Annotated in this window: 20 protein-coding genes; all 20 read left to right on the plus strand. The window is 34.0% G+C overall.

Annotated elements, in window-relative coordinates:
* The 20 genes from frr to AC1EJ5_RS02210 all read left to right on the plus strand — a co-directional run bounded on the left by frr (position 1) and on the right by AC1EJ5_RS02210 (position 17,016).
* Positions 1-561: a ribosome recycling factor gene (gene frr, locus AC1EJ5_RS02115; protein WP_223420611.1), complete on the plus strand. Its 561-nt coding sequence runs from the start codon at positions 1-3 to the stop codon at positions 559-561.
* Positions 562-1,662 carry a type II secretion system F family protein gene (locus AC1EJ5_RS02120; protein ID WP_479814265.1) on the plus strand — a complete coding sequence of 367 codons (1,101 nt, stop codon included), beginning with the start codon at positions 562-564 and terminating at the stop codon, positions 1,660-1,662.
* A 1-nt stretch (position 1,663) separates the two neighbouring features.
* Entirely contained in the window at positions 1,664-2,056 is a 393-nt protein-coding gene (locus tag AC1EJ5_RS02125; protein ID WP_479814267.1) for a pilin, read from the plus strand.
* 13 nt (positions 2,057-2,069) lie between these two features.
* Positions 2,070-2,804: a prepilin peptidase gene (locus tag AC1EJ5_RS02130; protein WP_479814269.1), complete on the plus strand. Its 735-nt coding sequence runs from the start codon at positions 2,070-2,072 to the stop codon at positions 2,802-2,804.
* The gene (locus AC1EJ5_RS02135; RefSeq protein WP_479814271.1) at positions 2,801-3,226 is read left to right on the plus strand and encodes a pilus assembly FimT family protein; all 426 of its coding nucleotides are present in this window, start codon (positions 2,801-2,803) and stop codon (positions 3,224-3,226) included. The genes AC1EJ5_RS02130 and AC1EJ5_RS02135 overlap by 4 nt, the downstream gene beginning before the upstream one ends.
* Positions 3,210-3,554: a prepilin-type N-terminal cleavage/methylation domain-containing protein gene (locus AC1EJ5_RS02140; RefSeq protein WP_311486982.1), complete on the plus strand. Its 345-nt coding sequence runs from the start codon at positions 3,210-3,212 to the stop codon at positions 3,552-3,554. The genes AC1EJ5_RS02135 and AC1EJ5_RS02140 overlap by 17 nt, the downstream gene beginning before the upstream one ends.
* Complete coding sequence (locus AC1EJ5_RS02145) at positions 3,538-4,023, plus strand: type II secretion system protein (protein ID WP_311486983.1); 486 nt, start codon at positions 3,538-3,540, stop codon at positions 4,021-4,023. Before AC1EJ5_RS02140 ends, AC1EJ5_RS02145 begins: the two co-directional genes overlap by 17 nt.
* Positions 4,020-4,421, plus strand: a complete 402-nt coding sequence (locus AC1EJ5_RS02150) for a hypothetical protein (protein WP_311486984.1) — start codon at positions 4,020-4,022, stop codon at positions 4,419-4,421. Before AC1EJ5_RS02145 ends, AC1EJ5_RS02150 begins: the two co-directional genes overlap by 4 nt.
* 64 nt (positions 4,422-4,485) lie before the next feature.
* Positions 4,486-5,679, plus strand: a complete 1,194-nt coding sequence (locus AC1EJ5_RS02155; protein ID WP_479814274.1) for an acetate/propionate family kinase — start codon at positions 4,486-4,488, stop codon at positions 5,677-5,679.
* A 64-nt stretch (positions 5,680-5,743) separates the two neighbouring features.
* Complete coding sequence (gene rpmF / locus AC1EJ5_RS02160; protein WP_004830014.1) at positions 5,744-5,923, plus strand: 50S ribosomal protein L32; 180 nt, start codon at positions 5,744-5,746, stop codon at positions 5,921-5,923.
* A gap of 93 nt (positions 5,924-6,016) precedes the next feature.
* Positions 6,017-6,994, plus strand: coding sequence for a phosphate acyltransferase PlsX (plsX, locus tag AC1EJ5_RS02165; RefSeq protein WP_479814276.1), 978 nt, complete (start codon positions 6,017-6,019; stop codon positions 6,992-6,994).
* Positions 6,987-7,211, plus strand: a complete 225-nt coding sequence (locus AC1EJ5_RS02170; RefSeq protein ID WP_311482561.1) for an acyl carrier protein — start codon at positions 6,987-6,989, stop codon at positions 7,209-7,211. The genes plsX and AC1EJ5_RS02170 overlap by 8 nt, the downstream gene beginning before the upstream one ends.
* Positions 7,211-7,924: a ribonuclease III gene (rnc, locus tag AC1EJ5_RS02175; protein ID WP_479814278.1), complete on the plus strand. Its 714-nt coding sequence runs from the start codon at positions 7,211-7,213 to the stop codon at positions 7,922-7,924. The genes AC1EJ5_RS02170 and rnc overlap by 1 nt, the downstream gene beginning before the upstream one ends.
* Positions 7,917-8,987, plus strand: a complete 1,071-nt coding sequence (locus AC1EJ5_RS02180) for an elongator complex protein 3 (RefSeq protein WP_479814280.1) — start codon at positions 7,917-7,919, stop codon at positions 8,985-8,987. Before rnc ends, AC1EJ5_RS02180 begins: the two co-directional genes overlap by 8 nt.
* Before the next feature lie 10 nt (positions 8,988-8,997).
* Complete coding sequence (smc, locus tag AC1EJ5_RS02185) at positions 8,998-12,495, plus strand: chromosome segregation protein SMC (RefSeq protein ID WP_479814329.1); 3,498 nt, start codon at positions 8,998-9,000, stop codon at positions 12,493-12,495.
* An 85-nt stretch (positions 12,496-12,580) separates the two neighbouring features.
* Complete coding sequence (def, locus tag AC1EJ5_RS02190) at positions 12,581-13,066, plus strand: peptide deformylase (RefSeq protein ID WP_223420599.1); 486 nt, start codon at positions 12,581-12,583, stop codon at positions 13,064-13,066.
* Complete coding sequence (fmt, locus tag AC1EJ5_RS02195) at positions 13,059-13,994, plus strand: methionyl-tRNA formyltransferase (RefSeq protein ID WP_479814282.1); 936 nt, start codon at positions 13,059-13,061, stop codon at positions 13,992-13,994. The genes def and fmt overlap by 8 nt, the downstream gene beginning before the upstream one ends.
* Positions 13,987-15,273 (plus strand): 16S rRNA (cytosine(967)-C(5))-methyltransferase RsmB, encoded by a 1,287-nt coding sequence (gene rsmB, locus AC1EJ5_RS02200; protein WP_479814284.1) that lies wholly within the window; start codon positions 13,987-13,989, stop codon positions 15,271-15,273. The genes fmt and rsmB overlap by 8 nt, the downstream gene beginning before the upstream one ends.
* The gene (rlmN, locus tag AC1EJ5_RS02205; RefSeq protein WP_479814286.1) at positions 15,266-16,288 is read left to right on the plus strand and encodes a dual-specificity RNA methyltransferase RlmN; all 1,023 of its coding nucleotides are present in this window, start codon (positions 15,266-15,268) and stop codon (positions 16,286-16,288) included. Before rsmB ends, rlmN begins: the two co-directional genes overlap by 8 nt.
* A gap of 2 nt (positions 16,289-16,290) precedes the next feature.
* Complete coding sequence (locus tag AC1EJ5_RS02210; RefSeq protein ID WP_479814288.1) at positions 16,291-17,016, plus strand: Stp1/IreP family PP2C-type Ser/Thr phosphatase; 726 nt, start codon at positions 16,291-16,293, stop codon at positions 17,014-17,016.
* Positions 17,017-17,019: the final 3 nt, after the last annotated feature.

A 17,019-nucleotide genomic window follows, 5' to 3' on the forward strand; every position in this document is an offset into this window, starting at 1 on the left:
ATGCTATACGAACAAATAAAAAAAGACGCAAATGATGGAATGAAAAAAGCTGTAGATTCTTTTGAAAGAAGAATATCTACAATCAAGGCTGGCAGAGCAACAGAAGCAATCCTTGATGGTATAACCTTCTCTTATTATGGAACAGAAACACCAATCAACCAAGCTGCTACAATATCAATCCCAGAAGCAAGACTACTTGTAATCAAGCCATGGGATAAAAATAATATTGGACCAATTGAAAAAGCAATTCTTAAGTCAAATATAGGTATCACTCCAGGTAACGACGGTGAAATCATAAGACTTCCTTTCCCTGCCCTAACAGAAGAAAGAAGAAAAGAATACACCAAAGAAGTAAATACCTATGCAGAAGATGCAAAAATAGTAGTAAGAAATGTAAGACGTGATTCTATGGATGAGGTTAAAAAATCTGAAAAATCAGGTGATGTTACAGAAGACGATAGATACACACTTGAAGATGAAATCCAAAAAATCACCGATAAATTCATTAAAACTATCGAAGAATTAGCTGAGAAAAAGAACAAAGAATTAATGAATGTTTAATTGAATAGGGAAAATCTTAACAGGATAGTAAGTATTTTAAATAAGGACATAGGACCTAAGAAGATAGATTCTAGGACTATGTCCTTGTTTCTAAGCGAGCTATCCTTGCTTTTAAATTCAGGCATAAGTTTATATGATAGTTTAAATATTATCCTAAGGCAGAGACCAGATAAGAGGGTTGGTAGAGCAGTAAAGCTAATAAAAGATGGCCTTGATAGGGGACTTGAGACCTATGAGGCTTTTTATCAAGCAAAAGATTATTTTTCACCCCTAGTCCTTGCCTTTATTAGAACTGGGATAAATACAGGTTCTTTGGGAAAAATTTTAAAGGATTTGTCAGATTTTATTTTTGAAGAAAGTAAAAATAAATCCACAGTTAAGCAAGCCATGACCTATCCAATCTTGGTACTAATAGTAAGCATCCTAGTAATTATTGCAATCATTAAATTTGTTATGCCAAGTTTTATTGAAATTTTTAAAAGTTCTGACATGGTCTTGCCCCTTCCTACAAGGATAATGCTAGCCATATCGAACTTTTTTGCTGAATACCACCTAGTGATTTTCCTTTTTATCACTTTATTTGTCTTGGTATATTTGCTATTAAGGACAAATTATAAAAGAAGGGTAATGATTGATAAATTTATTTTTACCAAGGGACCATTTTGGGAAATCAATAGGTTAAGAGTCGAATACCAATTGACATCAATTTATTATATCCTAAAAAGAGGGGACATAGAAACTATTTATTCCTTTGATATATTGGCGGATTCTTTTAAAAATGCTTATGTAAGGGAAAGCCTACTTGGAATTAAAAGTGCTGTGAATAAGGGAGTGAGCCTAAGTGAGGCTTTTAAGGATACGGGAGTATTCTCACCTTTGTTAATTTCTATGGTTGAAATTGGGGAAGAGACCTCAAGTCTTGATGTCACTATGAAAAAAGCTAATGAATATTTTGCCAATGAATACATATTTAAGATCAAAAGGCTAACCAGCCTTGCTGAACCAGTTTTGATCATAATAATGGGTCTACTCGTAGCTTTTGTTGTGTTTTCGGTTTCTATACCGATGTTCGATTCTATAAATGGATTAAGTGGGGTGTAATATGAAAAAGAAAAGACAAGGATTTACCTTAATTGAATTAATAATAGTAATAGCTATCTTGGGAATTTTGGCGGCTATTGCTATTCCTAAATATAATAAATCTAGAATACAGGCTGCAGTAACAGCCCACAAGGCAAATGTGGAGATGTTAAAGTCTGCGGCTAGGATGAAGATTCTGGATGAGGATAAAGCTTTTACTTGGAAAGGGAAGGCAGGAGACGATAAAACCTATGAGCTCTATATCGAAAAATGGCCAGATGTTCCAAATGGACTTAGCGATAATGATAAAATCTATGAAGTTAAATATGAAAATAAAGTAATTACAGTAAGTCCAGGAGAAAATGAGTTTGATGGATTAATAGAGAAAAAACCTCAAACTAATAGTGGAACTTGATAGAATAATATAAATGGAAAATAAATTAGCCGTTATTTTAATATATTTTTTAATATTCATGCTAGGGGCTTCTATTGGATCTTTTATAGGAGCCTTGGTTTATAGGCGAGAAGAAGGGATTTCAATCCTTTCTCCTCCTTCTTTTTGCGACCATTGCGGCAAAAGGATTTTAAAAAGAGACTTAGTGCCAGTTTTTTCCTTTATTTTATTAAGGGGAAGTACTAGGTGCTGTGGGGAAAAAATTTCTATAGACGAGGTCTTATTAGAAATTCTAGGAGGCCTTGGCTTTGTTTTTGCCTTTTTTTATTATGGTTTTTTTGAGGGGATTTTTATCGGACTCGGCCTAAGTCTTTGTCTTTTAATTTCATTTACAGATTACAAATACATGGAAATATACGATAGGGACCTAAAAGTGCTTTTGATTTTGGCTTTCATTTATAGGTTGATATTCTTATCTGTTGACCTAAAATTTTTAGCCTATAGTATTATTTTCAGCCTAGGATTTTTGCTCATTAGATGGGTTTCCAAGGGCGGACTAGGTGATGGGGACTTATTTTTCTATTTGGGCCTATTTTGTTTTTTAGAAAATCCGCTAATCCCATGTTTTATTCTATTTTCAATTTGGGTTGGAGCTGTATTTGCGATTATAAAAGCTTTAATACAAAGATCCTTAAAGGGGGCTATAGCTCTTTGTCCAGCCATTTCAATCGGATTTTTACTTGTTTTATTTTTTAAGGACTACCTATGAAAAGACGTGGATTTACTCTAATAGAATTAATTGTGGTCTTGGCAATAATTAGCATTAGCTTTGGAGTTTTAACCTTAAAGTTTTCAATAATTGATAAAATTGGTGCAAAAAACGAAATACAGACTTTTGTTGATGACTATTCTTACTTGAGAGATCTATCACTCTCATCTGGGACTAAAAACTTTATAAAATTTACTGATTCTGGATACATATTAAGTGGTTATAAGGAAAAAACTAGAGATTTGAAATACATAAAATCCTTGAATACAGAAAATATTAGATTTAATGAAGATGCTTATGTTTCTTCAGATAAAATTGAGGAGGCTTATAATTTAGATTTTGTTTCAAAAAAAGATCCTAAGATCAAATGGAATTTTACAATCCAAGCTGTAGGAGGTTACCTAAGTGAAAAAAACAAGTAAGGCCTTTTCTTTAATAGAAGTGCTTCTTGCTATCCTACTTTTAAGTTTTATAAGTCTATTTTTACTACCTTCACTAGGGACAAATCTTGACCTTTCTAGGAAAACCAAAGATACAGCTGATACTTCTTTTGTTTTGCAAGAGGCAATAGAAACAAGTAGGAATAAAAAAATTGGTAATTATATAGAAGAAATAAATGGGAAAAATATAAATATAAGTATAGAAAAATATAACAATCCATCCCTTAAGGGAACTTATAAAAAGATTAGGGCGAGTTATGGAGAAAAGACTTTTGAATTGATTGAGGCCTATAATGAAAAAGGGATTTAGTTTAATAGAGCTTATCATAAGTCTTGCTATAATTTCTTTTTTGGTCCTTGTTTTATCAAATTTGTTTTCACTTAATATCAATACATTAAATAGGTCATACGAGGATGAAAAAGAATACAAGCAAGCTTACACAGCTATGGCTTTTATGGATAATACTTTGAGAATGAGCCATAAAATCGAAGTTGCTGCTAATAAAGATTCTAATTTTAATGCTTTCATATATAGGTCTAATAATAACAATGGTTATAGAAAAATGTGTTATAATTTTTATTCCAAAGATGGATTTTTATATGTTCACAGTTCTGATGAAAGCAAAGATTCAAATGGAACAAATAATAAAATAAGTGAGTGCGGACCAATTAATCTACAATATGATGAAATGACAAAAATTATTAAAATTAATCTTACAAGTAAGAATGGTAGATATAATTTTGAGACGGCAATCTATGTAGGAGACAAAAAATTATGAAAAAGGCCTTTATAAGTATATATGTTTTGTTAATTCTCCTAGTTTTTGGCCTTACAATTACCTTTATTTACAAGGAAAATGAAACAAATTTTGATTCCAGCCAGGCTCTTTATAACAAAAAAATTGCCATGTATGAGGCAGAATCCTTCTTAAATATCTTAGTAGCCGAAAAAAACATAGATCCATCCATAAACAATTATGACATTTTAAAAAAATTTGGCCATAAGTCAGAGATTAAAATTAATAAGGGGCAATCAGATGCTAAAAACAATGAAGGCAAGGATACTAAGGTTATAGCTATAACAGCGAAGTATAAAGGGTCGATTGGCCAGGCAATTTTAAAATATAAAGAAGATGAAAATAAGAAAATCCAAATCGAATACAAGAATGTTTATTGAGATTGCCAAAAAAACATTTACGGTATAATGATTATAGAAATTTAGAAAATAAATTGGAGGAAAAATGAAAGTATTAGTAATTAACTGTGGTTCATCATCACTTAAATATCAATTGTTTGATATGGATAATGAAGAAGTAATGGTAAAGGGTCTTGTTGAAAGAATCGGCATTGAAGGCTCAAAACTTATCCAAGAAAAGGGTGATGATAAATATATAATAGAAGAAAATATGAAAGACCATACAGAAGCGGTTTCACATGTTTTTGATGCCCTAGTTGACAAAGACAATGGTGTTATATCAGATCTTAACGAGATTGATGCTGTAGGTCACAGAGTTGTCCACGGCGGAGAAAAGATAACAAAATCAGCTCTTATAGACAAAGAAGTAAGGGAAGCTATAGTAGAATATCAAAAATTTGCTCCACTACACAATCCAGCCAACCTTATGGGTCTAGAAGCGTGCGAAAAACTATTACCAAATGTTAAAAACGTAGCAGTATTTGATACAGCCTTCCATCAAACTATGCCAAAAAGAACTTATCTATATGGTATAGATTATAAATACTACGAAGAAGACGCTATTAGAAAATACGGCTTCCACGGAACAAGCCACAACTTTATTACTAATAAAACAGCAGAAGCCCTTGGTAAGGATGTAAAAGATTTAAATATAATTTCTGCCCACCTAGGAAATGGTTCATCTATTTGTGCAGTTAAAAATGGAAAATCTTATGATACATCAATGGGGCTTACACCACTTGAAGGCCTTGTAATGGGTACAAGATCTGGTGACATGGATCCTTCAGCTGTAACCTATATAATGAAAAAAGATAATTTATCTCCAGATCAAATGGAAAATGTACTAAATAAAGAATCTGGTGTACTAGGAGTTTCTGGCGTATCAAGCGACTTTAGAGACCTTGAAAGTGCAGCAAAAGAAGGCAACGAAAGAGCTCAAGCAGCCCTTGATATGTTTGTAACAAGAGTTAAGAGATATATTGCTGGATACATGGCAGAAATTGGCTCATGCGATGCTATAGTATTTACAGGCGGTATCGGAGAAAACTCTATTCCAATGAGAGAAGACATCATGAAAGGTTTTGAACAATTTGGAATCAAAATTGACCCAGAAAAGAACAATGTTCGTGGTGGTTGTCATGTAGTTTCAACTGATGATTCTAAGGTTAAAATCATGGTTATAGCTACAAACGAAGAATTAATGATCGCTCGTGATACAAAATCTCTCGTAGAAGCTTGACAATAAAGAAAATTGCTTATATAATATTAAAGATTGCTAAAACTGATAAGAGGAGGTGTCAAAGATGGCAGTACCAAAAAGAAGAACATCAAAAACTAGAAAAAATAAAAGAAGAGCCTCAGCTTATACTTTGAACAGATCAAACTATGTTGAGTGTCCAAATTGCCACGAAATGAAATTACCACACAGAGTTTGCCCATCCTGTGGGGAATACAAAGGCGTAGCAGTAATTGATGAACAATAGTTATTAAAGGAGTTTGTTGCCAAGCAACAGACTCTTTTTTTATGGAAATTTAACTTCTTATAGTATAATATATTAAATTAGAAGGGGAATTTTATGAAAATATTAATTGATACATTTGGCGCAGATGAGGGAAGTAAAGTCCTTGTTGATGGGGCAATCCTAGCCTTAAAACAAAAAGATTTTATACCTGTATTTGTAGGAAATGAAAAAGAAATAGAAAAGCTAATCGATGGGAAAATCAAAGATTACGAAATAATCCACACTGACGAATATATTTCAAATGATGAAGACCCTGTAAGAGCCATCAGGAGAAAGAAAGATGCTTCCCTGGTTTTAGCCTATAATAAACTAAAGGAAGAAGGCTACGATGGACTTTTATCGGCAGGATCTACTGGAGGCATCTTGGCTGGAGGAATCTTTATTTCAAAAAGAATTGATGGCATAGATAGACCAACGCTCGCTGCACCCCTTCCAAGCATAGGAGAACCAACCTTGTTAATGGATTCGGGAGCAAATATGGATTGTAAGCCAGCCTACCTTGAAGAATTTGCAATCATGGGTAAGGTATTTTTGGAAAATGTTATCCATATTGAAAACCCAAAGGTTGGACTCTTAAATGTTGGGGTAGAAAGTCACAAGGGAGATAAGCTTACCAAGGAAGCCTATGAGCTTTTGACTAATTCAAAAGTCAATTTTGTGGGCAATGTAGAAGCCAGAGACCTTTTTACAGGCAAGGTTAACGTCATTGTTGCAGATGGTTTTGCAGGAAATGTTGCAATTAAGACCGCAGAGGGAGTTATATCAATCTTTAAATCCCAAATGAAGGATATTTTTTATAAGTCCTTTAAGAATAAGCTTGCTGCCCTTGCTATCAAGGATGATTTATCAAAATCTATGGGCAAGTTCAGTTCGCAAAATATTGGTGGTGTCCCACTACTAGGGGTAAAGTCTTATGTGTATAAAGCCCACGGCAATTCAAACGATATAGCGATTTCAAATGCCATTTTAGGACTCATTGAATATATAAATATGGATGTTATAAACAAAATACAAGGAGAATTAAATGATTAGAGAACAATTAGTAAAACTAGCAGAAGAAAATCTTGATATCGATACTTCAGACCTAGATTTTGAAAGCAAAATTTCCGATATGGATATCGATTCAATCGACCTAGTTGATTTTATCATGGTTATTGAAGAAGAATTCGATATAGAATTTACTGATGAAGAGCTAGATGAAATCGAAACTCTTTCAGATATAGTAAGTTTAATAGAAAGTAAAAACTAATGTCTTTGTCAAAAGATAGACTAGAAAAAATCGAAGAATTTGAAAAAAGTATAGGCTACAGCTTCAATGACAAGGCATTGATAGATGTAGCCTTTACTCATTCATCCTTCACAAATGAAGCAAGAGTTAAGACTAAATCCAACGAAAGACTTGAATTTTTGGGGGATACTGTCCTTGATATGGTTGTAAGCGAATATCTTTTCAAAAATTTCAAAGAAAAACCTGAGGGCTGGCTAACTAGGACTAGGTCTAGGATTGTGTGCACAGATTCTTTTGCCAAGGCCAGCGAAAAATTTGACCTAACAAAATATTTAAGGTTTGGCATGGGAGAGAAAAAACAAGGCGGCAAGCTTAAAAAACATGTAAAAGCAGACACTTTTGAGGCTATGTGTGCGGCAATATATTTGGATTCTTCATATGAGAGACTTTTTCAATTTCTTAGGGATAATTATAGGGAAGAAGTCTTAGAAATTATAAATGATGATTCAATGTTCTTAGATTACAAAACTAGGCTTCAGGAATATTACAATACCCACAGCAAGAAGAATCTTTCTTACGAATTAATCAAGGAAGAAGGACCAGAGCACGATAAGACTTTCACCATGGAAGTAAGGCTTGGAAACAGACCCCTAGCCCAAGGTTGTGGGAAAAATAAAAAAACAGCAGAACAGATGGCTGCTAAGGCCGCTTGCGAGTTGATCGATAATGACTAGACAAATTATTCCTATTTTCATACCCTTTTTGGGTTGCCCACATGATTGTGCTTTTTGTAACCAGGTAAAAATTACAAATTACAAAGACAAGGCGGATGATGACTCTATTAGAAAGCAGGTAGAAGATTATTTGTCTTATTTTAAAGATAAAGAAAGTAGAAAAGAAATTGCTTTTTATGGCGGATCTTTTACAGGCCTTCCCTATGAAACTATGGTTTCTTATTTGAAAATTGCAGGAGACTACAAAAAGAAGGGCATTATTGATAGAATCAGACTCTCAACCAGGCCTGATTATATAAATAATTCCATTCTAGATACTTTAAAGGCCTATGAGGTAGATACGATTGAACTTGGTATCCAGTCCTTTGACGACGAAGTCCTTTGCGCAAATGAGAGGGGCCACTCTGCCCTTGATTCAAAAATGGCAAGTAAACTCATAAAAGATTATGGCTTTACTCTGGGCCATCAAATTATGCCGGGTTTATATAAAGATGATAGGGAAAAAATTCTTGCAACTGCTCTTGAATCAGCGAGAATAAAACCAGATATAGCTAGGATTTACCCAACCCTAGTTATAAAGGATACTAAGCTTGAAAAACTCTACCAAGCAGGTCTCTACCAGCCTCTAAGCCTTGAGGAGGCGGTAGAAATTTCTGCGGAAATCCTAATGATATTTGAATATAAGGATATTAATGTAATTAGGATTGGTCTTCAGCCAACAGAAAACATTAATGAAGGAAGAGATGTGGTCGCAGGACCTTTCCATGCCGCTATGAGGCAGCTTGTGGAGGCTTATATTTATAGGCTCTACCTTGAAGAAATTATTAAGAGTGAAAATATAAGGGGAGATGTCCTTATCCATGCAAAAGCTAAGGATATTTCTTTGATAGCAGGCAATAAAAAATCTAACAAAAAATATTTTTACGACAAATACAAGATTAAAATGGCCTTTGTAAATGACCTTGATTTTTATTTGGAAAATGAATCTAGGAAAATTGATTTGGATTTAAAAGCATTTACAAAATCCTATGTAGAAAAAAAGTACGGTGGTGATTTAAATTAGACTAGAAAGTATAGAGCTTAAGGGTTTTAAGTCCTTTGCTGAAAAGACAACAATAAAATTTGATAGCCAGATAACAGCAGTTGTTGGTCCAAATGGGTCAGGCAAGTCTAATATTTCTGACGCCGTAAGGTGGGTTTTGGGAGAACAATCCGTAAAAAGCCTTCGTGGGGCTAATATGAAGGATGTTATCTTTACAGGGGCAAAAAGCTCCATGAATATAGCTGAAGTTAAGCTTAATTTTTCTAATGAAAATAAGAAGCTCGACATTCCTTATGACAAGGTCGCTATCACTCGTAGGATCTATAGGTCTGGGGAAAATGAATATAAAATAAATGACAAGAGAGTCAGGCTTAAGGATATTAGGGAATTATTCTTTGACACCGGTGTTGGTAAGGAAGGCTATTCCATAATTGGCCAGGGCAGGATTGATGAGATAATTATGTCTTCTCCTAAGGATAGGAGAGCTATATTTGAAGAAGCTTCTGGTATTTCTAAGCACAAGTATAGGCGTGATGAAGCTAGCAAGAAGCTAGAGTCTGTTAATGATGACCTTGAAATAATCGAGAAAGAACTCGAATATAAGAAAAAAGACTACAATTTATTTAAGACCTACAAGGAAAATTATCTAAAGCACAGAGATTTGACCGAAGAAATAAATAAAAAATCATTTTTTTATCTAAAAAACAAGTCTTATGACCTAATAAAAAAGAGAGATAATCTTAAAAATCAAATTAGGGATCTTGATGAAAATATAAAGAGTCTGGAAAGTCAAAATTTAGAAATAAAAGAAAAGCTCAGTCCCTTCAAAAAAGACTACAATCTTGATAAGGAAAGGCTTGAAAATCTTTTGGCGAGCCTTTCTTCCTATGAGAAAAATATAGAAAAGGCCCATTCAAGCCTAAAACTAAATGAGCAAAAACTCGATTATGACGAAAAGGATAGGGCGAGAATTGCTGATGTCTTATCAAGTCTTGAGACTAATTTTAGTAAAGATTCTAAGGAATTAGAGGAAAAGGAAGATAGCCTTGGTCAAATAGAAAAATCTATCCTTGAAATTGAAAATGATTTGAAAAGCAAAAAAGAAACTAGGGACAGATTAGAAAAGGAAATAAAATCCTTAAATGATGAAATTTTCAAGGAAAAAATAGCCTATGAAGAAGTTAAGGCTATGATTTTAGACTACCAAGTCTTTGAAAAATCAAGGGCTATCATAGATGAAAAAAGAAAAAAAGACCTTGAAGAGAAAAGGCAAAGAATAGAAAAGCTTGACCAAGAAATAGCTGAACTTGAAAAAGAATACGAGTCCCTAAGGGCGGCTGAAAAAATCATAGATGGTGAAATTTTTGACCTAAAAGAAAAAACAAATAATCTTGCTGATGCTATAAACGTGGCAAATGAGGAATTAGATAGGTCAATCTCTAGCCTAAATAATCTAAAATTAGACCTAAAGTCCCTCCTTTCTGATTATAAAATTGAAAAAAATCTTTTGGAAAATAACCAGGGATACTTTTACCCTGTCCAAGATTTTCTTAAAAAGACAAAGATAAACGGCCTTGGAGGCTTCTATTTAGACACTCTTGCCAATTTGATTTCAGTAAAAAATGGTTATGAGGAAATAATTGATACTCTGATTGGTTCAGGCCTTCAAAATATAGTAACAAGGACCAAGGATGATACCAGAGAATTAATAAATTTTGTAAATAGGGAAAGGCTAGGCAGGCTAACCTTCCTACCAATTGATTCTATAAATTCATTCTTGAAAGAAAGACCAAGAGAGCCTGAAGTTATAGCCATGGCCTATGAGCTTGTGGCCTATGATCCCAAATTAACAAGTATTATCGGCCACTTTTTGGGCTCAACTGTGGTTGTAAAAGATATAGATGACGCTATTTCCCTATCCAAAAAGATAAAAGGATACAGGATAATAAGTTTAAACCTTGATATAATCAACACTTGGGGATCAATGGTTGCAGGAACTAATAAAAATAAACGTTCATCAACCAATCTTTTAAATAGGAAGAAAAAACTAAGTGATTTAGAAAATTCGATAAATAACTTAAGTGTAAAACAAAAAGATTTCGAAAAAAGAATTTCTGAAATAAACCAAGACTTAGGTACTAAGAAAAATGAACTATTAGACTTAAAACAAGATTTTGAAGAAAAAGATAAGAAGAAAAAAGACCTTGCAAGCGACATTGAAAGGTTGAGGTTAAAGATAGAATCTCTTAGCCAGCAGAGGACAGACCTTGATGAATCAGGTCTTGACTATGAAGAAAGGGAATCTGACATTGATATTGAAAGACTTAAGGCAGAAGAAATTAGCCTTAAGGAAGACCTAGAAGGTCAAAATACTAAACTTGCTGAAAAGTCTAAGGCTTTTGATATTTTAAAAGAAGAAATCATTAGTCTTACAAACAAGCTGGAAATAAATAAGAGGGATAAGAGCCTTTTGGAAAATTCCTTGGCCAATATCAAAAATTCCTTGGAAGACATTAGGGAAAACAAAAAAATCCAGGAAAAATTATTTGCTAATCTAGAAAATGACCTAGAAGAGTCAAAGAAAAAGGCAGAAACTCTAGAAAAATCAATCAAGCTTTACCAAGAAGAAGCTGAAAAATTAAGTCAAACAATCGCCGACCTAAAGAATAGCCTATCAAAAAGAGAGGGCGAAAATAGCAAATTAATTGAGGAAAATCAAAAGTTTGAGGAAGAAATAAAAAACCTTGATCTAGAGAGGGTTAAAATTTCTTATAAACTTGATTCTGCCAATGAAAATTATAAGAATCTGGAAGATGAGGTTAGCCCTTATATAACAATGAGCCTTGATGATTTGGCTGAGAAATTTAAGGCAGATGAGAAAATAAGTCCAACAAAATCTGAATTAATAGACATCCAAAAAAGGATAAATGAAGTAGGATTTTTCACAGAAACAGCTCTCGAAGATTTTGATAATATCGACAAGGAAGTTAATTTTATAAACGCTCAGGTCGAGGATTTGAGAAATTCAAAGGCAGATATAGAAAAGATGATAGTAAGACTTGAAAAGGAAATGAAGGATGAGTTTTCCAAAAACTTTGCCATCATAAATGAGAATTTTACCAAGATTTTCAAAATTCTTTTCATGGGTGGAGATGCAAGGCTAATATTAGATAGCGAAGACTTCCTGACAGCAGGAGTTGAAATTGAGGCAAAACCACCAAGTAAGTCCCTAAAATCAATTTCGTTATTATCAGGAGGAGAAAAGGCCCTCACAGCAGTAGCTCTCTTATTTGCTATTTTTGAGCAAAATCCAGCTCCATTTTCAATCCTTGATGAGATTGACGCTGCCCTTGATGAAGCTAATATCAAAAGATATATAGAATACTTAAAGGGCCTATCAGATAAGACCCAATTTATCATGATTACCCACAGGCAGACTACCATGCAGCTTGCGGAGAAAATCCATGGCGTAACCATAGATGATGAGGGTATCTCAAAGCTTTATTCCATAGGCTTTGGAGAAAATTGAATAAAAGCCTAAAACTAGTAAAATAGTAAGGATAAGAAAGATTAAATTGCAGATAAATTCTAGGAATTATTCCAAAGGAGGAAGTATGGCAATTAGAAATATAAGAATAGACGGAGATCCGATTTTAAGAAAGATCTCAAGACCGGTAGATCAAGTTACAGACAGGATTAGAGTCCTTTTAGATGACATGGCAGAGACTATGTATGACGCAGATGGGGTTGGCCTTGCAGCTCCACAAGTAGGTATCCTTAGAAGGGTTATTGTTGTGGACCCAAGAGATGGGGAAGATAGCCTAGTAAAACTTGTAAATCCAGAAATAATTGAAAAAGACGGAGAACAAATTGGGGTAGAAGGTTGTCTTTCTATACCTGAATTTAATGCGACTGTAAAAAGACCAGAGCATGTTAAAGTTAAATATTTAGATGAAAATGGAGAGGAAAAGATCTGGGACGCCCACGGCTTTCCAGCAGTAATTCTTTGCCATGAAATTGACCATCTCGACGGTATTTTATTTAAGGATAAGTATATCGAAGAGTACAAGCCAGAAGAATTGGTAGAAATCAATGATTAATATATGTTTTATGGGTAATCCAAAGTTTGCTTTGCAGACTTTGGATATTCTTTATAAGGATGAAAATATAAATTTAAAGCTAGTTGTGTCAGGAAAAGATAAGAGGAGGTCTCGAAATAAATTTAGTCCTACTCCTGTCAAAAAATACGCAGAAGACAATGGCATTAGGGTTGAAACACCGGATTCTATTAATACAGAAGACTTTGTAAATATGCTTAAAGACCTAGAAATTGACTACATTGTCGTAGTTGCTTTTGGCCAACTAATAAAAGATGTACTTTTAGATAATTTTAAGGATAAGATAATAAACCTCCACCCATCATTACTCCCACTTTACAGGGGAGCTAGTCCAATGCAGTTTACCCTCCTAAATGGGGACGAAAAGACAGCTGCAACCGCCATGTTAATTGAAAAAGCCATGGACTCTGGGGATATCCTTATCCAAAGAGAAATGGATATTGACCCAAGTGATGATTATTTTGACCTAGAAGATAAACTCGGCAAAATCGGTGCAGAAGCTATTAGGGATGCTCTTTTAAATTTTGACCAAGTTTATGAAAATAGGATTGTTCAAGATGATGATAAAGCAACATATTGCACAAAAATTGATAAGGAAATGGGAAGGATTGACTGGAATAGAACAAGCCTCCAAATCTTAGATCAAATTAGAGCTTTGGTTGGTTTTCCTGTGGCCTTTTTTGACTATAAGGGACAAAACGCCAAGGTTCACAAGGCAAGTTTAGGAGATTTAAAAGGCAAGCCAGGGGAAATTCTTGCAGCTAACAAAAAGGATAAAATTGTCATAGGAACAGGAGATGGATCAATTAGGATTGAAAAAATCCAATTTCCTGGTAAAAAAGCCATGGATACAGCTTCTTTCCTTTTGGGAAATGAAATAGAAGTGGGTTTCGTATTAGAAAATGACTGATCTTGATATAATCTTTAATATTCTAAAAGCCGTTATCTATGAAGATCAAAAGTCATCAGATATGATAAATACTTATGCGGGAAGGGCTAATAACCTTCCTCTAATCACAAAAACAGTCTATGGGGTTTTGGAAAATAAAATCTACATCGATTACATGATTAGGAAATTATCTGACATCAGGCTTAAGAAAATCCACAAAAATGTGCTCTTAATCCTAGAAATAGGAATTTATAATATTCACTTTTTAGAAACTAAGGACTATGCGACAGTTGATAAACTTGTAGACCTAACCAAGTCTAAAAATAAGAGGTCAACAGGTTTCGTCAATGCTATCCTAAGGGCCTTTATTAGGGACGAAAAGGAAGTTGCGACAATTTATGAAAAAGACGACATAAAGAGCCTATCAATCAGGTATTCTTTCCCAGAAGAAATTACTAGATATATCTATGATTTTTACGGAATGGACTACACCAAGGCTTTTTTGAGGGATGCTGACAGGATCAAGGACCTATCTATCAGGGTAAATAATTTAAAGACTAATAAAGAGGATATAAAAAATTTTCTTATAGATTCTGGATTTGAAATAGAAGAAGGAAATATTTCTGAAAATAGTCTTATAGTTAAAAATCCTGCTGGACTTGCGGCGTCTAGATTTTTTGAGGATGGATTTTTTACCATCCAGCAAGAGGCATCTATGAAGGCGGTTGAGGTCTTAGATCCGAATGAAAATAGTAGGATTTTAGATTTATGCGCAGCCCCAGGTACAAAAACTACCTACCTTGGTGAATATACAAAAAATACAGCAGAAATTGTTGCAAATGATATTTCAGAGGCTAAAAATAAGCTTATTTTAGAAAATATCGAGAGATTGGGACTAAAAAATATAAAGCTTACAAACTTTGATGCTTCAAGCTTTGTAGAAGATTTTTCAAACAAATTTGACTATTGTTTGATCGATGCTCCTTGTTCTGGGCTCGGAGTAGTAGGAAGAAAGCCTGAAATACGATATAATAGAACTAAGGAAACGATTGTAAGGCTAGGAAGCCTTCAAAGAGAGATTCTAGAAAATGCTATAAAATACGTCAAAAAAGGCGGTTATTTAGTCTATTCAACCTGTACTATAGGTCCACTTGAAAATAGGGATAATTTTAAATTTCTATTAGGAAAAGAAAACCTAGAATTGGTTCAAATTGACGGCAAAGATTTTATAGAATACAAAAGTTTTGAAGATAAGACTGATGGATTTTTCATCAGTAAATTTAGGAAAATTAATGATTAGTATAAATGATAAGACAATAGGTGAAATTGAAGACTTATTTAAGGAGAAATCCTATCAAAAATTTAGGGCCAAACAGGTTTATAGGTCAATTCATGTCAATAGAATTAATGATTTTGATCAAATGACCGACCTGCCAATAAAGATGCGAGAAGACCTTAAAACTGAATTTTACTTTGATAAAATAAAGGTCCTTAAGACTTTCGAATCAAAAATGGATTCAACAAAGAAATACCTTTTGGAACTTGCTGATAAAAATATAGTAGAAGCAGTTTACATGGATTATAAGGATAGGTCTACAATCTGCATTTCAAGCCAAGTTGGCTGTAGAATGGGTTGTACTTTTTGTGCATCAACAAAAAATGGATTGGTTAGAAATATGACAGCTTCAGAGCTAATCGAAGAAGTTTATCTTTTAGAAAGAGTTAACGGACCAATTTCAAATATTGTAATAATGGGCATTGGCGAACCTTTAGATAATTTTTCTAATATTAAAAAGTTTATAGAAATAATTACAGATCCTAAGGGTAGAAACCTATCCCATAGGTCTATAACCTTGTCTACATCAGGTCTTGCTCCAAAGATAAAAGATTTGGCAGACACTGGCCTTGACGTAAATCTAGCCCTTAGTCTTCATTATGCAGACGATAAAAAAAGGGTTGTTTATATGCCGGTTGCCAAAAGATATAATATTAAGGACCTAATAGAGGCTACAGATTATTATTTTGACAAGACAGGCCGTAGGGTTTCTTTTGAATATGTTGTAATAGATGGTGTTAATAACCTAAAAGAAGACGTGGAAAACCTCCACGACCTGCTTTTTGGAAAAAATGTCCATATAAATTTGATTCCCCTAAATCCAATAGAGGAATTTGACCATAAAAAACCAGGTGCAAGGGCCCTTGAAGACTTCAAGGAAAGACTTACAAAAAGAGGCCTAAATGCTACAATTAGGAGGTCCATGGGCCAAGATATAGATGCTTCATGTGGCCAACTAAGAAATAATTACGCGAGGTAAGGATGAAATTTAGCACAATCACAAATATTGGCAAGATTAGAAGTGAGAACGAAGACTCATTTTCAAATGTTAGCCTGGGAGATTTAGACTTTTTCATAGTCGCTGATGGAATGGGTGGTCATAGCAAGGGTGACCTTGCTAGCAAACTTGCATCCAAGCTTTTTATAAAATACATAAAAGAAGCAGATTTAAGCGCCTATGATTCTTATATAAATCTCCAAGAAGAGGCAATCTTATATGCCAATGAGGAAATTTACAAATTATCCCTTGAGGAAGGCGACATAAGGATGGGGACAACAGTAGTTTGCCTTTGCCTAGACCATAAAAACAAGGTCTATTACCTAACCCACTTGGGTGATTCCAGAGCTTATATTTACAGGAATGAATCCTTAAGCCAGCTTACCAGGGACCACTCCTTAGTAAATGACCTTTTGGATAGTGGTTCTTTAACAGAAGATGAGGCAGAAAACTTCATAAATAAGTCCGCCATAACTAGGGCTGTAGGCACAGAAGAAAAAATTAATCCTGATAGCAAGTCTCTTCCTATGGAAGAAGGCGACATAGTTTTGATGGTTACAGATGGGCTTACAAACGAATTAACAGATGATAAGATAAAAGATATAGTAAAAGCTAATAAGGATCCCTATCAAATTTCAACAAAGTTGATAGAAGCAGCTATTGACCACGGTGGCAGGGATAATATTACTGTTACAACGATTTTACTATAAGAG

Source organism: Anaerococcus sp. C0059F3 (assembly GCF_056590475.1).

What these genes read in the sequence shown, in the direction of transcription:
- frr (WP_223420611.1), top strand. Translation starts at nt 1, where the DNA reads ATGCTATACGAACAAATAAAAAAAGACGCAAATGATGGAATGAAAAAA.
- AC1EJ5_RS02125 (WP_479814267.1), top strand. Translation starts at nt 1,664, where the DNA reads ATGAAAAAGAAAAGACAAGGATTTACCTTAATTGAATTAATAATAGTA.
- AC1EJ5_RS02130 (WP_479814269.1), top strand. Translation starts at nt 2,070, where the DNA reads ATGGAAAATAAATTAGCCGTTATTTTAATATATTTTTTAATATTCATG.
- AC1EJ5_RS02135 (WP_479814271.1), top strand. Translation starts at nt 2,801, where the DNA reads ATGAAAAGACGTGGATTTACTCTAATAGAATTAATTGTGGTCTTGGCA.
- AC1EJ5_RS02145 (WP_311486983.1), top strand. Translation starts at nt 3,538, where the DNA reads ATGAAAAAGGGATTTAGTTTAATAGAGCTTATCATAAGTCTTGCTATA.
- AC1EJ5_RS02150 (WP_311486984.1), top strand. Translation starts at nt 4,020, where the DNA reads ATGAAAAAGGCCTTTATAAGTATATATGTTTTGTTAATTCTCCTAGTT.
- AC1EJ5_RS02155 (WP_479814274.1), top strand. Translation starts at nt 4,486, where the DNA reads ATGAAAGTATTAGTAATTAACTGTGGTTCATCATCACTTAAATATCAA.
- rpmF (WP_004830014.1), top strand. Translation starts at nt 5,744, where the DNA reads ATGGCAGTACCAAAAAGAAGAACATCAAAAACTAGAAAAAATAAAAGA.
- plsX (WP_479814276.1), top strand. Translation starts at nt 6,017, where the DNA reads ATGAAAATATTAATTGATACATTTGGCGCAGATGAGGGAAGTAAAGTC.
- AC1EJ5_RS02170 (WP_311482561.1), top strand. Translation starts at nt 6,987, where the DNA reads ATGATTAGAGAACAATTAGTAAAACTAGCAGAAGAAAATCTTGATATC.
- rnc (WP_479814278.1), top strand. Translation starts at nt 7,211, where the DNA reads ATGTCTTTGTCAAAAGATAGACTAGAAAAAATCGAAGAATTTGAAAAA.
- AC1EJ5_RS02180 (WP_479814280.1), top strand. Translation starts at nt 7,917, where the DNA reads ATGACTAGACAAATTATTCCTATTTTCATACCCTTTTTGGGTTGCCCA.
- def (WP_223420599.1), top strand. Translation starts at nt 12,581, where the DNA reads ATGGCAATTAGAAATATAAGAATAGACGGAGATCCGATTTTAAGAAAG.
- fmt (WP_479814282.1), top strand. Translation starts at nt 13,059, where the DNA reads ATGATTAATATATGTTTTATGGGTAATCCAAAGTTTGCTTTGCAGACT.
- rsmB (WP_479814284.1), top strand. Translation starts at nt 13,987, where the DNA reads ATGACTGATCTTGATATAATCTTTAATATTCTAAAAGCCGTTATCTAT.
- rlmN (WP_479814286.1), top strand. Translation starts at nt 15,266, where the DNA reads ATGATTAGTATAAATGATAAGACAATAGGTGAAATTGAAGACTTATTT.
- AC1EJ5_RS02210 (WP_479814288.1), top strand. Translation starts at nt 16,291, where the DNA reads ATGAAATTTAGCACAATCACAAATATTGGCAAGATTAGAAGTGAGAAC.